Origin of the sequence: Fibrobacter sp. HC4 (assembly GCF_023373925.1) — a bacterium.
Classification (GTDB): Bacteria; Fibrobacterota; Fibrobacteria; order Fibrobacterales; family Fibrobacteraceae; genus Fibrobacter.
In genome coordinates this window covers 57,888-76,066 of record NZ_JALCZV010000011.1, presented here as the reverse complement: position 1 = coordinate 76,066, position 18,179 = coordinate 57,888, and the positions used below count along the sequence as shown (strand labels likewise).

The following is an 18,179-nucleotide window of genomic DNA, read 5'->3' as shown; positions in this document are numbered from 1 at the left end:
ATTTTCCTTATAAGACTTCCTGTACCAATACAGCGAAATCAACATTAAGAAGGATGCAAACAATGGTTATTAATAAGATTCAAAAAGAAGACTCTATCGTTCTTGCACCGGAAGGATTCCTGGATACCGCAAACGCCCCCGCTTTTGAAACCGAAATGGAAGCCGCTTCCAACGAAACCAAGAATCTCATTGTGGATTTTGCCAAAGTCGAATACATTTCCTCTTCCGGTCTCCGCGTCCTGCTCAAGATTCAGAAAAAGATGAATGGTTGCGGCAGCCAGAAACTCATCAATGTCAGCGACAACGTTAAGGAAGTGTTTGAACTGACCGGTTTCGTCGACATCCTGGACATTGCCTAAAGAAAGCTATATCATATAGTCTGAAGGAAGGCTCAACATGGCTAGCGAGAAAAAAACGTTTCCTGTTCAAAAGGAAAGTCTTTCTGACGTCCAGGAATTCGTATCCCTTTGGGCAGAAAACAATGACATAGGAATGAAGATTTCTACAAAGCTCTCCATTTGTGCAGACGAAGTTGTGAGCAACGTCGTTTTCTATAGCGGCGCAACAGAGCTGGAAATCACTTGCAGCAAGGAAAATGGCATGGTAACCATGTCTCTCCGCGACAACGGCAAGGCCTTTAATCCTCTTACCGAGGTAAAGGAACCTGACACAACAGCCAGCGCCGAAGAACGGGAAATTGGAGGCCTTGGAATTTTCATGGTTAAGAAGATGATGAATTCCGTTTCTTACGAAAGGGTTCAGGAGTCAAACGTCTTGACCATGACAATCGCCATTTAATACAATAGCCAACGTATAAGGAGAAATATTATGAGCACCAACGAAAAAATCAATCAGGAAATCTCCGAAGACGAACTGGATCAGGTTTCCGGAGGCAACGCAGCAAACACCATCGGCGCAGGAACATTCGTTGATGACGCCGTAAAGGCAGCCAAGGCAGCCATTGACCAGCTAAAGAAAAGCCTTCCTGGAACTGGCAGATTCTAAATGCCTCTTTTTAGAAAAACAGCTCTAGAAAAAATATCCTCCCCCGAACAGCTAGACAAGATGATCGTGGCAATTTCGCCATCATCCTGGATAGCGATCGTGGGCGGTTTTGTTATTGTATTCTGCGTGGCCCTCTGGTCATTTTTAGGAACGCTCCCCCAAAGCATTACTGCCGAGGGAGTCTTTCTTGATTCCGACGAATCTACCCTGGTCTGCTTTATTCCCGTAAACGAAAGCTACGACATCAAGGCCGGTCAAAAGGCGATCATTTCCACCCAGTTACAACTGCTGAACGGAACAGTACGTCAAGTCAAGCCCTACACCGCATCAGATGAAGAGCTTGTAGAAAATCTCCGAAAAAAAGTTGAAGGCAACTCCAGCACATCCGTCTTCGCACAAGTGGAAATCCAGACCACTGAGGCCAACAAGCTCAAGGGTACTTCCGCAAGAGCCGAAATCATCACTAAGGAAGTGGCCCCCATAGAATTTCTTATTTCCGGGGCAAAATAATGGCAGTCGCCAAAACGCCCACTGTGCTACAAATGGAGGCCACCGAATGCGGCGCGGCCTCGCTTTGCATGATTACCGCCTTTTACGGATTGCACATTCCTCTAGAGCAGATGCGCATCGAGACGGGAGTTTCCCGAGACGGCAGTAAGGCGAGCAACATTCTAAAGGCGGCCCGCAAATTCAATTTCGAGGCCAAGGGATACAAGCGTAGTTTTGAAGGTCTTCTTCAGACAGAAGGCCCCTGCATTATTCACTGGAACTTCAACCACTTTGTAGTTTATGAGGGCACCCGCGGAAAGTTCGCATACATAAACGATCCCGCCATGGGCAAGCGCAAGCTCACCTTGCAGGAGTTAGACGAAAGCTACACGGGAATCGTACTTACCTTTACCCCCACCGAAAATTTTCAGAAGGTCTCCCTCAAAAAAAGTTTCATAGACCTCCTGAAGAAACGTCTGGCAGGCGAAAAAAAATCATTGCTTTCCCTCATTGCAGTGGGCCTTCTGCTGATTTTGCCTGGCGCACTGATTCCAGCATTTTCTGCATTCTTTGTGGACCAGGTTCTTGCGGTCCAGAATAATCAATGGCTTCACTTTTTGCTGGGCGCCATGTTCTGCACTTTGATATTCAGCTCGATACTGAACTATTACAGGGAAAAAATTCTTATTCGTTTGCGGAACAAAAAGAGCCTCCTGTCCACCTACAGCTTTATAAATCATCTGTTCAGACTGCCCATGGGATTCTTCAGTCAGAGGTACTCGGCAGACATCGCCAACCGAATAGACAATAACGAATCCGTAAACAGTTTCCTGTACAACCAGTTTGCAGAAACCATCCTGAATGTTTTCGTAGCCCTGTTCTATTTTATCATCCTCGCAAAGCTTAGCGTGGTGCTGGCCCTGATCGGGCTAGTCAACGTCCTGTTCAATTCCCTGATGATGAAACTGCAGGCAAAATCCGTTTCTAACCTGGCTCAACGTTACCAGCAGGACTTTGGAAAATTGGCAGGTTCCCTGTCTGCAGGAATTTCACTGACCAGTACATTGAAGGCTTCTGGCGCCGAGGCGCGCTACATGGGTATACTGCAAGGCCATTACGCCAAAATGGCCAATGTCGGAAATCAGCTGCAAAAGAAGCAGGAATCCCTTTCTACAATTCCCGAAATTTCAGGAATCGTTTCAAGCATTCTCGTGTTGATGATTGGCGCTCTATTTGTTATTGACGGATCCATGACTGCAGGCACACTCCTCGCCTCATCAACGCTTCTAGCCTCATTCATGTCTCCCATGAACGACCTGCTGACTTTCTACAATCAAGTCCAGACCCTTAAGGCCGACTTGAATCAAGTTGACGACATAGAAAGCTACCCCGAAGACGAGACCTTCAAGGAAACCGAAAAGATCCATATGGAAACAAAACTTTCAGGACGTTTGGAGTTGCGAAACATTTCCTACGGTTACAATAACTTGGAGCCAGCCCTTGTGGAGGATTTCTGTTTTAAACTGAGCAGTGGGCAGTCCATTGCATTGGTGGGTTCATCGGGCAGCGGAAAGTCAACCGTCTCAAAAATCGTCAGCGGCCTATTCGCGCCCTGGAATGGCGAAATGCTTTGCGACGACATTCCTGTCAGCAAGATTCCGCAAGACGTTCTTTCGGCAAGTATCTCTACTGTAAGCCAGCAGATTTCCCTTTTCAACGGAACCATTCGCGACAATTTGACCATGTGGAATTCTACAACGCAGGAAAGCGACATTCTGCAAGCCGCCAAGGACGCCTGCATCCACGACATGATTATCTCGAAGCCAGGCGCATACGATTTCAAACTGGCTGAAGGCGGAGCAAATATTTCGGGTGGAGAACGTCAGCGTCTTGAAATTGCACGAGCCCTGGTAAAGAATCCCACCATCCTTATTCTGGATGAGGCCACCAGCGCTCTCGACCCCATTACCGAAAAGAAGATTCTCGACAATATCAAACGACGCGGCTGTACATGTCTAATTGTCGCCCACAGACTTTCCACTATTCGTGATGCCGATGAAATCCTGGTCATGGAGCACGGGAAAATCATTCAAAGGGGCAACCACGAATCACTAGTAAATGCAGAAGGAACCTATCAAGCCCTAGTAAGGAGCATGTAAATGGAAATCTCTTTACTGAGCGGCAAATTGTATTTGACTAGCGAGCCTACCATTTTTACTGTGGAAGAAGGGTCTGCCCTTATCTACATCGTCCCAATTGAAGAAAATGCCGCAGGGCGACGAATCCTCCTCTGTGAACTTTCTGCGGGCGAACAGTTCCCATCTTTCTGCATCGATTCCGAATTACTTGGCCACTGGAGTTTTGGCATTTCTACCCTTGAACACGTAAAGCTCGAAGGTAACTCCGCATCCGCCGAAGACATATCCAATGCCAACGCCACATTCGCAAAAAAAATCGGAATCAGATACTTTGATGAAGATTCCTACAACGAAATGGTTGTAGAAAAATACAGGCTGAACCTCATCAAGGAAGAAGGTGCCATTTACGCCACCAGCGAAGAACAGCGCAAGACCACTGCAAAAAGTTTCCAGATTATCTATGACTTTTTCGAAAAGCGCGAAAATCAGAAACTCCTGTTGAGCCGCACGGGCAACAACCTTTACGACGCGATTCACAGTTTGGGAATTCACCAAGGTTTTTCAATCGCTTCTATCGACCGTATTCGTGAAAGCTGCGGCAAGCGTTTTGAGCTGAACGACATAACTCGAATAAGCCATGTAACCCTCCGTCCGGTCATTCTGGAAGCGGACTGGTTCAAAAAGGATTGCGGTTCTTTCCTGGGATATTCCTCTGACGGCGAGCCCTTGGCATTTCTGTGTTACGGCCATGGAGTCTACAAAGTATGCAACCCGGCAACAGGTGAAATTTCTGCCGTAACGGAATCAAACGCTCAGCAAATCTTACCTAGTGCATTTGTTTTCTATAGACCGTTCCCCAACAAGAAAATTGGTTTAAGGGACTTGATATTGTTTGGATTGAAAGACATCCAGAAAAGAGACATTTTCACATTCGCATTACTCTCGCTCATATGCACATGCATCGGCATGTTCCTGCCGGCATTAAACCAGATCATCTTCGATAAGGTCATCCCCCTGCAGAACAAGAACGAACTCATTCAAATTTGTTTCGTCGTACTTGTTTTTGCCGTAGGCAGCGCCGCCTTCGCCCTGGTCAAAAATTTTGCCATGCTTCGTAGCATCAACACGATGAAAATCAGCATACAGAGTGCCGTTTTCGATCGACTGTTTTCTTTAAGCGAAAGTTTCATTCAAAAATTCCCTAGCGGAGAATTGACCATCAAGGCACTGCAACCAGTTAGAATTTTCAGTCTTCTTTCTAACGGTTTATTTAGAACGCTCCTTGGCGGAATTTTCTCGGTTTTCTTTTTCTGCCAGATGGTTTCTATATCTTCCTCGCTGGCCCTCATAGGAGTCGGATTGACAGTCCTTATCGCTGTCGTGGCGGTTATCATTTGCCATCGGCAGATTGATGTCGAGCGCATGATTATCAGAAGCGGAAATCAAGGTTCCAGCTGGATGATCCAGGCTATCAACGGCATTTCAAACATCAGGATCGCAAACGCCGGCAACCGCTTCATTCTTGAATATCTGAAGTTCTATGCAGAACGAAAGAAAATGGAACAGAAACAGGAATGGACGCAAAACAAGTTCAACATATTTATTAACGCGCTCCAAATCTTTGAAAGCATCTGCTTTTTCTATCTGGCCAGCCACACAGAAACGTTGTCCACCGGTCAGTTCCTGGCATTCGTTTCTGCATTCGGATTGTTCTCCAACGCCATCATCCTCTGCCTTGTAGAGGCATTCTCTGCCGTAACGGCAATCCCCATGTTTGACGAATGTAAAGTCATTCTGGATGAACTTCCCGAAACTTCTGACGATACCCTACTGCCAGGCAAAATCGCAGGCGACATTGAAGTAAACAACGTCAGTTTTTCTTACCCGGGTGCCGAAACCCCGACACTAAAAAATATCAACCTCAACATAAGGGAAGGGGAATACATCGGCATCGTTGGCAGTTCCGGTAGCGGAAAATCTACCCTATTAAAATTACTGCTTGGATTCGAGAAGCCTACCCTTGGAAAAATTTATTACAGCAAGAACGACATCGACAAAATTGACAAGAAGGAACTTCGAAAATATTTTGGTGTGGTCTTGCAAGATGACAAGCTGATTTCAGGATCTATTTTTGAAAACATTACTGTAGCCCATCCAAAGACAACTCTAGATCGAGTTCAAGAAGTAATTAAAAATGTCGGCCTAGAAAAAGACATCCAGGAAATGCCCATGGGCATTCATACTGTTCTTTCGGGAAGCTGTTCTACGATCTCGGGTGGACAACAGCAAAGAATTCAAATTGCCAGAGCCATTGTCGGCAAACCCAAAGTTCTATTCTTTGACGAAGCGACATCAGCCCTGGACAACCAAACTCAGGCCATCGTCGGCGAGACCCTTTCAAAAATGAAATGCACCAAGATTGTCGTAGCCCATCGCCTAAGCACAGTCATTCACTGCGACAGAATCATCGTTGTAAATAAGGGTGAAATTGTTGAATCCGGATCCTACGAAGAGCTTATGGGCAAGAAAGGTTTCTTTTACGATTTATCATCGAGACAGAATTTATGATATTGAAAAATATTGCAAAAATGGTTCTTACGACAATGATCGCGGCGAACATTCTCGCCTGCAACAGCGAAGTAGAACACAAGGAAACAGCGGTCTTAAAACATACGGAAAGAGTTATGAAACTAGAAAACGTGGCTAACGTAAGAGAGCTGGGAGGAATCAAGACTTCCAACGGAAAGCAGGTAAAGTCAAACGTTCTTTTCCGGTCGGCCAACCTGGCTAAAGCCAGCGAAAATGACGTCAAGTTTTTGCAAGGTTTGAACCTCAAACTGATTTGCGATCTCCGCACGGAACAGGAACGCGAAAATAATCTGGACGTTGAGATTTCTGGCGCACAGAATATATGGTTTAACGTACTGGGGGCGCTTCCCCAAAAAACATCAAGCGTCAAGCAAACCGAGGCAGGCGTTAAAATCGGGAAGGCTATGAACCCCAACACATTCAACGAAGAAGCGGCAGCACATCTCGCCGACTTCGTGCAAACGGGTGTCTTTGACAGCGTCATGGAAAACCTGTACGTAGGTCTAGTCGCCAAGGAGCACGCCCAGCAGGAATACTCAAGAATGTTCGATTCCATTCTCGCCACCCAGGGCGGCACCATTTTGTGGCACTGTTCCCAAGGCAAGGACCGCGCAGGACTGGCTTCAGTTTTCATTCTTTCGGCCCTTGGCGTAGACAGCACATCTATCATGGAAGATTTCGTAAAGTCCAACGAATCCTATCAAACCATGGTTGACGTCGCTCTCAAAGTCGCCCAGGATAAGGGACTTTCCAAGGAGCATCAAGGTGTTATCCAGGCAATGCTCGGCGTGAACCCCTCTTATATGAAACGCGCCCTGGATTATATCAACGCAAACTTCGGTTCCATGGAAGACTATATGGAGCAGAAAATCGGCCTAACCGCAGAAAAGAGAGAACTCCTTCGTTCTTTCTATCTAGAATAGAGTTCGTTGAACGCAGGAAGCTTCTGCAAAGGCAACAAGAAAGTCTCGGTGCAGTTGCTTATCGCCATACTTATCAGGCGAACCTGTTTCAAGATCTTCAGCGGAATAACCGCTGGAGATTTTTTCTAGGGTGACACGCTGCGCAGATTCATCATAGGAAAATGCTATTCGGAATGTGCGGTAGGCAAGCACCCCTGTTTTTGCATTTTCATCCAAAGTCAAACGTCGACGAGTGCCGTCAAAAACACCATCGCTAAAACCGCCTCGGCCCAACTGCACCTGAGAAAAGCTGTACAGGTCAAAGGTACTGCGTTCAGCAATCCACTCGTTCTGTTTAACAAAAAAGTCAGACGCACTCACCTGCCATTTTTCCCCATCCTGTTCGTCAACCCAGCCCGCTTTCGCGTTAGGGAACGCATCGGCCATGGGGATGTAGGGTTTAATGTCCAGCACGGGAGTTTCGTTTAGCAAATCCGCTTCATCCACGTAAAGGGTCAATCCCTCCACTTTCAGCAAGCGAACACAGCTAAGGCCAATGGAATTAGGGCGATAGGGGCTTCGGCTTGCAAAGGTTCCTACGCGGTCCTTGCCCTTGGGCGGTACAGGAGGCCTTGTCGTGGGGCGCCAACCTTCATTTTCGTGAAATTGGAAGATGACCCAGATACGTTCAAAGCCATCCAGGTCCCGCAAGGCCGTTTCAAAATTCTGACCTTTACTCAGTTCAATGCGGCCCGGATGCCCAGCGAAAAGTCGGCCCTGTCGGGGAGCCTCGTACTTGTATACAGCATCGCCAAAAAATGTACCAATGGGAGTCACTTCCATGAATACAAAGTTAGAATTTCTATTATTACCTTAGTCCCTATTCCACTGGAGTTATCCAATGAAACCATCGACTTTCTTATCCAAGGTTTTGGCCACTGCCGTTTTAGCAACAGCCTCAGCATTTCTCTTTAACGCCTGCGATTCCGCAAACGCAAATGTTCGTTTTGGTTCAGGCAACAAAGGCGGTCTCTACGACACCTTCGCCACCACCTTCGCCGAAAAAATCAACGGCGCCGGCAAGACTTTCAAAATCCAGCCCAAGAACACTGCTGGTTCCCACGCCAACATCCGCCTCATGGAAGAAGGTTTTATTGACCTGGGAATTGTCCAGGCAGACATCCTCAAGGATCACCTGATGAGAAGCCGCAAGGTTTCTGCAATTTCTGCGGTGGCGGGTCTTTACACCGAATCCATCCAGATTGTGGTTTCGGCCGATTCCGAAATCAGGACCGTAGCCGATTTGCAAAACCGTCACGTCTCCGTTGGCGAAGAGGAATCCGGTGTGTTGCGCAATGCAGAAATCATCCTGGAAGCCTACGGCATTACCTTTGAAAAAATCCAGAAGGAAAATCTCAATTTCAAGGACGCCGCAGCAGCACTTCGCGAAGGCCGCATTGACGCCTTCTTCTGCACCGCTGGCATTCCCACGCCCTCTATCAGCGAGCTTTCTGCAAACAAGAACATCCGCATTATTTCTCTGGATTCAGCAGACATGACCCGCATCATGAACCTGCACCCAGAACTCACCGTAAGCGAGATTCCCGCCAACACTTACGCGGGCCAGGATTCTGCGGTGCAGACTCTCGGAGCCAAGGCCGTTCTCGTGGCAAGTCAGCTTTTGGACAGCGCAACCGTCGCAAAAATCACCGAAGAAATTTTCACCGTAGGCGCTCAGCAGACTGTAGGCATTCCTGTGGGATTTCACCCCGGTGCAGCGGCCGTTTACAAGACCAAGAACATGAACGTGGAAATTGCCGCACCTCTGCCCGGCCGCGGCCCCATTCCTTCTACTGGCGACTAAGGAGACCCGATGTACAAACTTTCTTTAGACATGTATCAGACATTGGCCCTTGCCGTAGTCGTTCTTGTATTCGGCGCCAACCTGAAAAAGCAAATCAAGTTGCTGGAGAAATTCTGCATTCCCTCACCCGTTGTGGGCGGTATCGTATTCGCCTTCATCTCCTGCATTCTATACAAATTAAACGTCTTGGAATTTTCCTTTGACGAGACTCTTAAATCCATCTGTATGATGGTGTTCTTTACCTCGGTAGGATTTAACGCAAACCTTAAAATCTTAAAAAGTGGAGGCATCAACTTGGTATTGCTTCTGGTTTGCGTCTGCGTCTTGATCGTATTCCAGAATTCCCTGGCAGTCGCCTTGGCCAACCTCTTGAACGTCAGCCCGTTGGTAGGACTTTCTGCCGGATCCATTTCCATGGTTGGCGGCCACGGAACAGCGGGCGCATTCGGCCCCGTTCTCGAGGACTTCGGCATGGAAGGGGCAACAACCCTCTGTACCGCAGCAGCCACATTTGGCCTTGTGGCAGGTTCCCTGATGGGCGGCCCCATTGGTAGAAAGTTGATTATCAAGCACGACTTGCTCAAAACAGTCAAATCTCAAAACCAGGCGGAACTGAAAGAGGAACAGAGCAAGTATCGCCGTTCCGCACAGCGCTATTCTACCGCCGCATTCCAGTTGGCAATCGCCATGGGCCTCGGAACATTGGTTTCCACGCTCCTTTCAAAGACCGGCATGACGTTCCCCTCTTACATTGGCGCCATGATCATCGCCGCCATCATGAGAAACATCTGCGAGTACAGCAGCAAGTACGAAGTCCATATGGGTGAAATCCGCGACGTTGGCGGCATTTGCCTTTCCCTGTTCCTGGGAATCGCCATGATTACCCTGAAGCTTTGGCAGTTGGCCTCCCTGGCATTGCCCCTGGTGATTTTGCTCTGCGCCCAGACACTGCTCATGTTCCTGTTCGCCTATTACGTGGTGTTCAACGTCATGGGTCGCGATTACGATGCCGCAGTGCTTTCGGCAGGTGTGTGCGGTTTCGGCATGGGAGCCACCCCCAACGCCATGGCCAATATGCAGGCACTGACACACCGTTACGCCCCCGCCGTGAAGCCCTACCTGCTTGTGCCCATTATCGGCAGCATGTTCGCCGACTTCATCAACAGCCTCTGCATCACCTTCTTCATCAACCAGTTCTAGGGTCGGCCTTCGGCCTTTGAGGAATGAGGTCGCTTCGCTCTGAGGTATAAGAGCTTACGATTTTCCAACCTCAAAGGGGCCTTGGGCCCCGACCTCATTACCTCACACCTCATACCATTTTCTATCTTTGCTCGCGATGAAAGATAAAGCACGTAAACTCATTGAAAAGTACGAAGAACTGGAATCCGAATTGGGCAATCCCGATGTTTTGGGCGACCAGGCTCGTTACAACAAGATTCACAAGCAGTACAAGGGTATTGAAAAGGCCGTAATCAAGGCTCGCGAATACCTGCAGATGCTGAATGACCAGGCAGAATGGAAGACTGCTCTTGGCGATTCTGACCCCGAAATGGTGGCCATGGCCAAATCCGAGCTCTCTACCATCGAAAAGACCATGCCCGGCCTCATTGATGAATTGCAGATTTTGATGGTTCCCAAGGATCCTTGGGACTTCCGTAACGCAACGATTGAAATTCGCGGCGGTACCGGCGGTGACGAATCCGCCCTGTTCGCAGGCGACCTTTTCCGCATGTACCGCGCCTATTGCGAAAAGATGGGCTGGAAGCTGACCATCCAGGACCTCAGCGAAGGTACTGTTGGCGGTTATAAGGAAATCCGTGCCTATATCGAAGGCGATAGCGTTTACGGAACCTTGAAGTTTGAAAGTGGCGTACACCGCGTGCAGCGCGTCCCCGAAACCGAAACTCAGGGCCGTGTGCATACTTCCGCAGCTACCGTGGCAATCCTCCCCGAAGCTGAAGAAGTGGACGTGGAAATCCGCGAAGCAGACATCCACATGGACACCTACCGTTCCAGTGGCGCTGGCGGTCAGTACATCAACAAGACCGACTCCGCCGTCCGCTTGACCCATATTCCCACCGGCGTGGTGGTGAGCTGCCAGACCGAACGTTCCCAGCTCCAGAACCGCTTGCACGCTATGGAAATGCTCCGTTCCCGCATTCTTGACGAAGTCATCGCCAAGAAGGAACGTGAAGAAGCCGCCAGCCGTAAGGCCCTCGTGGGTACCGGCGACCGCTCTGCAAAGATCCGTACCTACAACTATCCCCAGAACCGCGTGACCGACCACCGTATCGGCCTCACCCTGTACAATCTGGATCAGGTAGTGGCAGGCGACCTGCAGGAAGTGATCAACGGCCTCCAGATGGCAAACGCCCAGGAAAAGTTGGGTAAGTTCAACGCCTAATTCGGCGAATTCCAGGGCAGGCACAAGATGGCAAACGCACCCGCAAACCAGGGCCCCATGACGGTGCTCGAAATTCTGAACCGCACCAAGGTCTTCTTCGAAAAGAAGGGCGTTCCCGACGCCTTGCTGGACGCCCAGTACATCATCAGCCATGGGCTGAAGATGAAGAGCCGCATGGACATCTACCTGAACTTCGAAAAGCCGCTGACCCCTTCCGAACTGGATGTTCTCCGTGAGATGGTAGCCCGCCGCGCCAACCGCGAACCTCTGCAGCACATCATCGGCGACACCAGTTTCCGCGGTTTCATTATCAAGTGCGACCGTCGTGCCCTGATTCCCCGCCCCGAAACTGAAAGCCTGGTAGACATGGCCCGCGAACGATTGAAAGGCGTTGAAAACCCCTTCATCGTAGAAATCGGAACCGGTTCCGGCTGCATCTCGATTTCCTGCGCCAAGGAAATCGAAAACGCCAAGGTTCTTGCCTGCGACATTTCTGAAGATGCACTTTCCCTGGCCCGCGAAAACGCCGAAGCCAATGAACTAGCCGCCCCTCAGCTGACTTTCGCCAAGGGAGACCTGCTGAACGCCGCCACCGCAGAAGCTCTGACGGCAGCCGGCCAAGATGCCAATGCCAAGATAGATTGTCTCATCGCAAACCAGCCCTACATTCCCGATTCGGAAAAGGGCAAGCTTCAGCCCGAAGTAGACAAGTTCGACCCGGAACTGGCCCTCTACGGCGGACCCGACGGACTCGACCTGGTTCGCAAGCTTCTGCAGCAGACCCAAGGCCGCCTTAATTCTGGCGCCCCCATCCTGCTGGAAATCGGAAGCGAGCAGGCAGAAGTTCTCAAGGACGAAGCCCAGAACTACCCGTGGCTGGAATTTGCAGGAATCCACAAGGATTATAACGACAACATCCGCTTTGTCAGCTACAAGGCAAAATAAATAACGCCTTCAGCAAAAAAAGACAATTGATGCCGCAACATTGTTGCGGCATTTTTCATAGGCCTAAATATTAAAAACAGCCTAACGCACTCAGAACAAAGTTCTCACTTTCGCCCATGCGGTAAAAGGGCAGAAGATCGTCGTCATCGATACATACATCGGCATCCATCAGCTGGAGCTGTTCATCGATGCGACGTTTAAAAGCAACAAATCCCGAATAACGATCGCGATACTCTTCGGATTCCCACATGCTGTTTTCGGGAATCTCGACAATGCGTTTACGACTAACTTTCTTACTTACCTTTTTTTCGTTTTTCATATTCATTCCTTTAAGGCACTCACAGACGTCTAATTCAAAGTGCCTTTACGAGCAGTAAATATAAAAAACAGAGATGTCATATTATGACACCTCGTACCTTTCTAAAAAAATGAGACGTTTCAATCCCGGCGATTAATTCCCTATAACCTCGGCGTTCACCTTTGCGTGTCCTACCTTGTCCAGGCCGATTTTCTTGCCCGCAGCCACGCTCAGATCCAAAATTCTATCACCCACATAGGGGCCACGATCATTCACACGGACAACAACACTTTCGCCGTTATCGATACGAGTCACCTTCAGCACGGTGCCAAAAGGAAATTTTTTGTGCGCGCAGGTTAGATCGTTCTGGTTAAAAATTTCGCCGCTGGCCGTCTTCTTACCATGAAAACCCGGCCCATAGTAACTGGCCTCTCCCGAGATCGTCGTACCAATTTCGGCCTTTTCCTTGGAGGCATAATGTTTACCGGGAAAACGGACATACCCTCTTCGGGCGGCAATACTATCGGAACCGGCACAGCCAACAATAAAGGCAGACGAACAAACAAGCGCCAAAAGCAAACTCAATCCGCCTAAACGCATCCGCCGTTCCTATTCAAAGTCATACATACTATTGTATGTATTCTCGAGGATTTCGTCTTCCTTGCTCTTGACCTCGGCCTTCTTCTCTTCGGGCTTCTGGTTGAGCTGTTCGTAATACTGAGCCGAGAGCTTGTTGATGTGGGCCTCGCTAGTCTGAACACGCTTGCGGAGACGCTTCAAGTCATCATCAGAAATCGTCAGGCGAGAATTCAACTTCCTAGCGGCTTCCTTACCCCAGGGCGTGTCACCATGCTTATCGCGAAGGACCTTGTAAATGGCAAAGACGCTGTCAACGCGTTCCGGGTTCATTCGGAAATAGACGGCCTTCATGTACAGGGCCTGAACACCGGACTGAGTTTCGGGATACTCCTGATAAAGACTGTCAAAGGAATCAAAGGCATGGGCATAAGCAGAATCCACCAGTTCCATCTGATCCAGGGGCATTTCCGATGCGACAGTCCACAAGCTTTCTGCCACCATATATCGATCCCTGGCCAGATCTTCCTGAGTCTTGAGGGTAACACGCATACCGAGGTTTGCCTGGGCCTGCTTTCCATATTCCGTATCCGGATATTTTTCTACGATTTCCTTGTAGATTTCTTCGGCGGCATCCGGGTCATGCAAAAATTCATCGTAGATGAAAGCCTTGGCGTAAGTCGCTTTCAGGACCCTCGCGCTATCCTTGGATTCGTTAATAATGACGTCCAACCTTGCAACAGCGCTATCCGTCTCAGACAGTTTGAAAAGGAACAATTCCGCAATCTGGAATTCCGTTCCGAAGAAATTATCCACATTGGGAATGGAGTCGGCCCGGTCATCGTCATTCTGCTTGCGCATGGCCAGCAAACGTTTTAAAGCATCCCTACGTTCGCGGCTCTTCTGACCCCAATCGCTAATGGTCCTAGAAGTAAAACTGCTATCGTAATAGACAACGGCCTGCTCATAATTCAAGGTTTTGTGCTGTTCGTAATCGCCCAGGTTATAGTAGCTTCTTGCCGCATGCACGGATCTCGGATATTCGGAATTCACCTTCTGGAAAACAATGAACGCATCGGGATAACGCTGAGCCATCATGGTGATTTCGCCAATACGGACCAGATAATCCGGCTGCTTGGTTTCAAATTCAGGTTCCTTGTAGAGTGCCTTATACTCGTCAGCGGCAGGAAGGAACTGTCCAACATTCACCAGACATTCAGCACCCTGTTCTCCGGCGGTCTGACGTTCACGGGAGTTCAGCAGTTTAATCTCTTCGGCCACATAATGTTCACGAGCCTTTTCCCAATTTTCTTTCTTGAAATAAAGACCTGCTAATCTAAAATGGGCCTTGCCGCGCATAAAGGGAGTACCCATGGTATCGGCAAGAACTGCTTCTAGAGAGGCGATAGCCTGGTCGGGGAATTCAGCCTGTTCATCAAGAAGCGAAAGAAGGTTCAGCCCCTGGAAGTAATAGGGATGGTCCTTGGAAGCGACAACCGGTTCCAGGGCAAAACGGCTAATATTATATTCATGATTCTTGTAGAGACAGTAGGCACGCTGGTATTCTACCGCCGGCATTGAATCGTAATCAGAGAAATAGCGTTCGTACTCGTCGTACTTGGTAATGGCCTTGTCCCATTCCTGCTTATGTCTAAAAGATTCGCCAATCAGGAAGACAGCCTCTGCGGTACGCTTCTTGTTGTTGGGGAAACGTTCCAGCACGCGGGATCCCTTTTCGATCACCTTGTCATACTTCTGACGTTCTTCGGGACTGGGCCTAGATTCCTCGGCATCGGCAACACTATCCTGGCGGGCAGTGCGCATCTCTCCGGCTTCATCATAAAGACGTTCCGCATTGAACATGTGGTTCAAGTAAGCACAGCAGGTACACCCTTCAAGAAAGAAGGCGAGCAGGGCAAAAGCTATAATCTTAAACTTGAACATATCAGGTCAAAAATACAAAAAAGGCAATGGTACTCAATCGCAAATTCTAGTAGCGGTTCAAATAGGAGGCATAATCACAAAGTTTAAGACCTGGCGGCAGGGCAGACTTGTCAAAACGCACCATACGAACCTCGGCAGGTTTACCAACTACACGGGCCAGCATTTCAAAATTATCCTGCGTTTCCCATACAGCGGCATCCAAGACAAGGCCATCGCCACAATCCGTTTCGCCGGTACTGTTTCCAATACCTGAAATTCGGGAATTCTGCTTCAACAGACGCGTAAACACCTCGGGAGCAACCCCCAGGTGGTTAGAGTTTGAAGAAGAATCCACAACAACCACATGAACCTGTCGGAAATGATTCAGGGAATCAAACACAACCGTATAGGTATGCATATAGGGGGCGATGTAGAAAGATTCCTGCCAAACGTTATTTGCAACCGGGCGGAAATTGGAAATCGAATACTTCTTGAAAAATTCACGGGGAGTCGCGCCATAGCGAACAAGATAATGACCCAACATTGAAGAGAAGTCATGGGTCGTCGCAGGGCCAGATGTTCCGCGGAGGCTGTCGATAGCACGGTTCAAGTTGGCGGCCAGACCGTCGGTCTTCGAAATGGGAGCAGGACGCGTGATACTTGCTTCCTGGATACGAAGCTGGATTTCAGGATATTCGGGATCGGCTTTCTTGATTTCCTGGAACTGCATACGAGCCAGGTCAAACTGACGACCCTTCAGATAGGCACGGCCAAGAGCCTCCCGCAAAGGCAGGTTTTCGGGATACTTTTCTACCAAGGGCAGCAGAATATCGCAGGCAATCTGGGCTCGATCCTGGGGAGACAGAGCAACACCAGTTCCAGAACCCGGAGGAGATTTTTCACCTAGAGTCGCTGCGGCGGCACGAGCCTCGGCGTAATCCGGCTGGAAGGCAAGAATGCGCTGATAGATTTTTTCGGCTGCATCAAAGTGTCCCTGGTATTCCTTCAGGTATCCCTGAAGCAGAAGAAGTTTAGCATCAACCGGGAACTGGGAAAGGGCATATTCCACAACGGCGGAGCAGCTATCCAGCAAGCCACTGTCGTGGTAAACTTCAGCCAACAGTTCATAGGCTCGGGGGGAATCTCCGTTAGAAAGGCTAATGGCGGTTTTCAGTTCGCCGGCCGCCTGGATGCTGCGGGAATTCTTAAGGAGCAATTCACCAAACCAGAGTCGAGCCTGAGTCAGGGAGGGAGCCTTTTCTGTAGCGGCACGAGCCAGTTCAAGGGAAGCCGATTCGTTACCGGCCATATACACCACTCGGCTTTCCAGGTAGGCAGCCAGACCCGTTCCAGGATAACGCCCCTGCAACTTACCTGTCAACAGGGCAAGACGGTCCTTCTGATTTTCAGTCAGGGCAACCCCATTGGTCGCCATATCAAAGAGGATGTTCACCCCACCCCAGATAGCATTCAGCAAATCAGGGTAGAGAACAACAACGCCATCATAGATGTCGTAAGCCGAAGAAAGGGCTCCGGCGCGAGAAAGTTCAGAGGCACGACGCAGTTCAGTCTGAACCTGAACAGGCAGCTTTGTTACCGAGGAGTTAAAATCGGGAGCATCGCCCAACAGAACCGTCGAACCGACAGGCAATCCGTAGGGGACGGCCGGAACAGAAACCTTAGACGGGCCGTAGATCTCGTACACGCGAAAGCCCACAAAAGCAAGAAGGGCTCCACAACACAATGTCAAAAAGAGATAGGCAGCCTTGCGGGCAGCATTATTGGAATTGGACATCTGATTCCAAGCCTCGGTTAGAGTTCCAGGAAGTCAGCCAGCTTTTCCTTATGCTCCTTGCTCTTCTGAAGGCGACGGAGCGTCTTGTTCTTGATCTGGCGGACACGTTCACGAGAGAGTTTCAGGTCTTCGCCAATATCCTTCAAGGTCGTATCTTCTACGGTATCGAGACCGTAGAACATGCGAAGAATTTCTTCTTCACGCTGAGGCAGGCTAGACAAGGTTTCCTGGATGAGCTTGCGGCGTTCATCCTTTTCCATGTCCTCATCCTGGTTACCATCGGTACCCAGAACATCCATCAGGGTGCTTACAGATTCGCTAGAACTGGAAACAGTGGAACTGTCACCAATGGGAGCATCCAGAGAGATGTCCACAATCTTTTCCATGACTTCGACAATGTCTTTTTCGAAGGGGGAAAATTCTTCCATGGCGATGGTGCGATCGTAGTCGCCATCGTTCTGCATAAGGGCACGCTTGAAGCGGTTTACAAGAGCGAGCTTGTTAGGCGGAATTCGGACCGCGCCCACCTGTTCAAACAAAGCCTTCTGGATTGACTGGCGAATCCACCACACGGCGTAGCTGATGAACTTGACATCCTTGTCCATATCAAAGCGCTTAGCCGCCTTGAAAAGGCCCAGATTGCCTTCGTTAATAAGATCGAGCAGAGAAAGACCACGGCCCTGGTACTTACGGGCCACACTGACCACAAAGCGAAGGTTGCCGCGAATCAGGCGCTGCAGAGCGGACTTGCGAATTTCCTCTGTAGCCCCGGTCTTGATAATCGAAAGCAGAGCCGACTCCTCCTGCGGGGTAAGAGTCGGGAAACGATTCAAGTCCCGGAAATATAGTGCTTCGTTTGCATCACTCATAAGATCACCTATCAATCCATTTTTATTCATCGCGGGCAAAAGCCCTTGAAGTTGAACAAATATGTTTTTTTATACGGATTCTGTCAATTTACCCAAGGTCAAATTACGCAATTTGTCGTACGGATAAATTCCCGAATTATGTCCATCGCTAAAAGTAAGGCTAGCCGCATAGCGTCCTACGGACTGTACCTTCAAAAGAGCGATATCAGCAGGGACAGAAGCGTCATCCAGCGTCTTTACACCCGTATGTTCATCCACACACAGGGCGCAGGGGCAGGCACAACGCAAATCACGGGCAGAGCAAGCCCCACGGGAACCATCATTCCATTCCACGCCCAGTTTTCCATCTGCAGTTCTAAAGAATTTTTTCGGTTGCAACATT

Annotated in this window: 18 protein-coding genes; 11 read left to right on the top strand and 7 right to left on the bottom strand. The window is 49.2% G+C overall.

The features are described from left to right. Positions 1-62: 62 nt before the first annotated feature. From MMG03_RS08750 to MMG03_RS08720, 7 genes are read left to right on the top strand one after another with little or no spacing between them, the layout of a single operon-like run. On the top strand, positions 63-359 hold the full coding sequence (locus tag MMG03_RS08750; protein WP_073158829.1) for an STAS domain-containing protein: 297 nt from the start codon (positions 63-65) through the stop codon (positions 357-359). 37 nt (positions 360-396) lie between these two features. Beyond that, positions 397-798, top strand: coding sequence for an ATP-binding protein (locus MMG03_RS08745; RefSeq protein WP_073158827.1), 402 nt, complete (start codon positions 397-399; stop codon positions 796-798). Positions 799-828: 30 nt separating this feature from the next. Further along, positions 829-1,005 (top strand): bacteriocin, encoded by a 177-nt coding sequence (locus MMG03_RS08740; protein WP_112131996.1) that lies wholly within the window; start codon positions 829-831, stop codon positions 1,003-1,005. Continuing rightward, positions 1,006-1,515 carry a hypothetical protein gene (locus tag MMG03_RS08735; RefSeq protein ID WP_249506119.1) on the top strand — a complete coding sequence of 170 codons (510 nt, stop codon included), beginning with the start codon at positions 1,006-1,008 and terminating at the stop codon, positions 1,513-1,515. Beyond that, the gene (locus MMG03_RS08730; RefSeq protein WP_249506118.1) at positions 1,515-3,653 is read left to right on the top strand and encodes an NHLP family bacteriocin export ABC transporter peptidase/permease/ATPase subunit; all 2,139 of its coding nucleotides are present in this window, start codon (positions 1,515-1,517) and stop codon (positions 3,651-3,653) included. The genes MMG03_RS08735 and MMG03_RS08730 overlap by 1 nt, the downstream gene beginning before the upstream one ends. Continuing rightward, positions 3,654-6,200 (top strand): NHLP bacteriocin export ABC transporter permease/ATPase subunit, encoded by a 2,547-nt coding sequence (locus MMG03_RS08725; protein ID WP_249506117.1) that lies wholly within the window; start codon positions 3,654-3,656, stop codon positions 6,198-6,200. It abuts the gene before it with no gap. Between the two features lie 20 nt (positions 6,201-6,220). After that, the gene (locus MMG03_RS08720; protein WP_249506116.1) at positions 6,221-7,144 is read left to right on the top strand and encodes a tyrosine-protein phosphatase; all 924 of its coding nucleotides are present in this window, start codon (positions 6,221-6,223) and stop codon (positions 7,142-7,144) included. On the opposite strand, the gene tsaA is transcribed toward MMG03_RS08720, so the two are convergent. Then, the gene (tsaA, locus tag MMG03_RS08715) at positions 7,136-7,966 is read right to left on the bottom strand and encodes a tRNA (N6-threonylcarbamoyladenosine(37)-N6)-methyltransferase TrmO (RefSeq protein WP_249269385.1); all 831 of its coding nucleotides are present in this window, start codon (positions 7,964-7,966) and stop codon (positions 7,136-7,138) included. The two genes, MMG03_RS08720 and tsaA, sit on opposite strands and share 9 nt — an antisense overlap. A gap of 58 nt (positions 7,967-8,024) precedes the next feature. On the opposite strand from tsaA, the gene MMG03_RS08710 reads away from it, so the two are divergent. From MMG03_RS08710 to prmC, 4 genes are all read left to right on the top strand, one after another. Continuing rightward, a complete protein-coding gene (locus tag MMG03_RS08710; protein ID WP_083541986.1) occupies positions 8,025-8,987 on the top strand; it encodes a TAXI family TRAP transporter solute-binding subunit in 963 nt (320 codons plus the stop codon). 9 nt (positions 8,988-8,996) lie between these two features. After that, entirely contained in the window at positions 8,997-10,187 is a 1,191-nt protein-coding gene (gene gltS, locus MMG03_RS08705) for a sodium/glutamate symporter (RefSeq protein ID WP_199174009.1), read from the top strand. A 136-nt stretch (positions 10,188-10,323) separates the two neighbouring features. Then, positions 10,324-11,391, top strand: coding sequence for a peptide chain release factor 1 (gene prfA / locus MMG03_RS08700; protein ID WP_073158814.1), 1,068 nt, complete (start codon positions 10,324-10,326; stop codon positions 11,389-11,391). A 27-nt stretch (positions 11,392-11,418) separates the two neighbouring features. Then, positions 11,419-12,336 carry a peptide chain release factor N(5)-glutamine methyltransferase gene (gene prmC, locus MMG03_RS08695; RefSeq protein WP_249506115.1) on the top strand — a complete coding sequence of 306 codons (918 nt, stop codon included), beginning with the start codon at positions 11,419-11,421 and terminating at the stop codon, positions 12,334-12,336. A 70-nt stretch (positions 12,337-12,406) separates the two neighbouring features. Here prmC and MMG03_RS08690 read toward each other — a convergent pair whose 3' ends face one another. From MMG03_RS08690 to MMG03_RS08665, 6 genes are all read right to left on the bottom strand, one after another. Beyond that, positions 12,407-12,655 (bottom strand): hypothetical protein, encoded by a 249-nt coding sequence (locus MMG03_RS08690; protein ID WP_073158810.1) that lies wholly within the window; start codon positions 12,653-12,655, stop codon positions 12,407-12,409. Positions 12,656-12,787: 132 nt separating this feature from the next. Next, positions 12,788-13,234 carry a septal ring lytic transglycosylase RlpA family protein gene (locus MMG03_RS08685; protein WP_073158808.1) on the bottom strand — a complete coding sequence of 149 codons (447 nt, stop codon included), beginning with the start codon at positions 13,232-13,234 and terminating at the stop codon, positions 12,788-12,790. 9 nt (positions 13,235-13,243) lie between these two features. Next, positions 13,244-15,154, bottom strand: a complete 1,911-nt coding sequence (locus tag MMG03_RS08680; RefSeq protein WP_073158806.1) for a tetratricopeptide repeat protein — start codon at positions 15,152-15,154, stop codon at positions 13,244-13,246. Between the two features lie 46 nt (positions 15,155-15,200). Continuing rightward, entirely contained in the window at positions 15,201-16,928 is a 1,728-nt protein-coding gene (locus MMG03_RS08675) for a lipopolysaccharide assembly protein LapB (protein ID WP_249506114.1), read from the bottom strand. A 17-nt stretch (positions 16,929-16,945) separates the two neighbouring features. Then, a complete protein-coding gene (locus MMG03_RS08670) occupies positions 16,946-17,797 on the bottom strand; it encodes an RNA polymerase sigma factor RpoD/SigA (RefSeq protein ID WP_083538097.1) in 852 nt (283 codons plus the stop codon). Positions 17,798-17,866: 69 nt separating this feature from the next. Then, positions 17,867-18,178 (bottom strand): DUF971 domain-containing protein, encoded by a 312-nt coding sequence (locus tag MMG03_RS08665; RefSeq protein WP_249506113.1) that lies wholly within the window; start codon positions 18,176-18,178, stop codon positions 17,867-17,869. Position 18,179: the final 1 nt, after the last annotated feature.

Coding starts and splice junctions, on each gene's coding strand:
- MMG03_RS08750 (WP_073158829.1), top strand. CDS start 63: ATGGTTATTAATAAGATTCAAAAAGAAGACTCTATCGTTCTTGCACCG.
- MMG03_RS08745 (WP_073158827.1), top strand. CDS start 397: ATGGCTAGCGAGAAAAAAACGTTTCCTGTTCAAAAGGAAAGTCTTTCT.
- MMG03_RS08740 (WP_112131996.1), top strand. CDS start 829: ATGAGCACCAACGAAAAAATCAATCAGGAAATCTCCGAAGACGAACTG.
- MMG03_RS08735 (WP_249506119.1), top strand. CDS start 1,006: ATGCCTCTTTTTAGAAAAACAGCTCTAGAAAAAATATCCTCCCCCGAA.
- MMG03_RS08730 (WP_249506118.1), top strand. CDS start 1,515: ATGGCAGTCGCCAAAACGCCCACTGTGCTACAAATGGAGGCCACCGAA.
- MMG03_RS08725 (WP_249506117.1), top strand. CDS start 3,654: ATGGAAATCTCTTTACTGAGCGGCAAATTGTATTTGACTAGCGAGCCT.
- MMG03_RS08720 (WP_249506116.1), top strand. CDS start 6,221: ATGGTTCTTACGACAATGATCGCGGCGAACATTCTCGCCTGCAACAGC.
- tsaA (WP_249269385.1), bottom strand. CDS start 7,966: ATGGAAGTGACTCCCATTGGTACATTTTTTGGCGATGCTGTATACAAG.
- MMG03_RS08710 (WP_083541986.1), top strand. CDS start 8,025: ATGAAACCATCGACTTTCTTATCCAAGGTTTTGGCCACTGCCGTTTTA.
- gltS (WP_199174009.1), top strand. CDS start 8,997: ATGTACAAACTTTCTTTAGACATGTATCAGACATTGGCCCTTGCCGTA.
- prfA (WP_073158814.1), top strand. CDS start 10,324: ATGAAAGATAAAGCACGTAAACTCATTGAAAAGTACGAAGAACTGGAA.
- prmC (WP_249506115.1), top strand. CDS start 11,419: ATGGCAAACGCACCCGCAAACCAGGGCCCCATGACGGTGCTCGAAATT.
- MMG03_RS08690 (WP_073158810.1), bottom strand. CDS start 12,655: ATGAAAAACGAAAAAAAGGTAAGTAAGAAAGTTAGTCGTAAACGCATT.
- MMG03_RS08685 (WP_073158808.1), bottom strand. CDS start 13,234: ATGCGTTTAGGCGGATTGAGTTTGCTTTTGGCGCTTGTTTGTTCGTCT.
- MMG03_RS08680 (WP_073158806.1), bottom strand. CDS start 15,154: ATGTTCAAGTTTAAGATTATAGCTTTTGCCCTGCTCGCCTTCTTTCTT.
- MMG03_RS08675 (WP_249506114.1), bottom strand. CDS start 16,928: ATGTCCAATTCCAATAATGCTGCCCGCAAGGCTGCCTATCTCTTTTTG.
- MMG03_RS08670 (WP_083538097.1), bottom strand. CDS start 17,797: ATGAGTGATGCAAACGAAGCACTATATTTCCGGGACTTGAATCGTTTC.
- MMG03_RS08665 (WP_249506113.1), bottom strand. CDS start 18,178: ATGTTGCAACCGAAAAAATTCTTTAGAACTGCAGATGGAAAACTGGGC.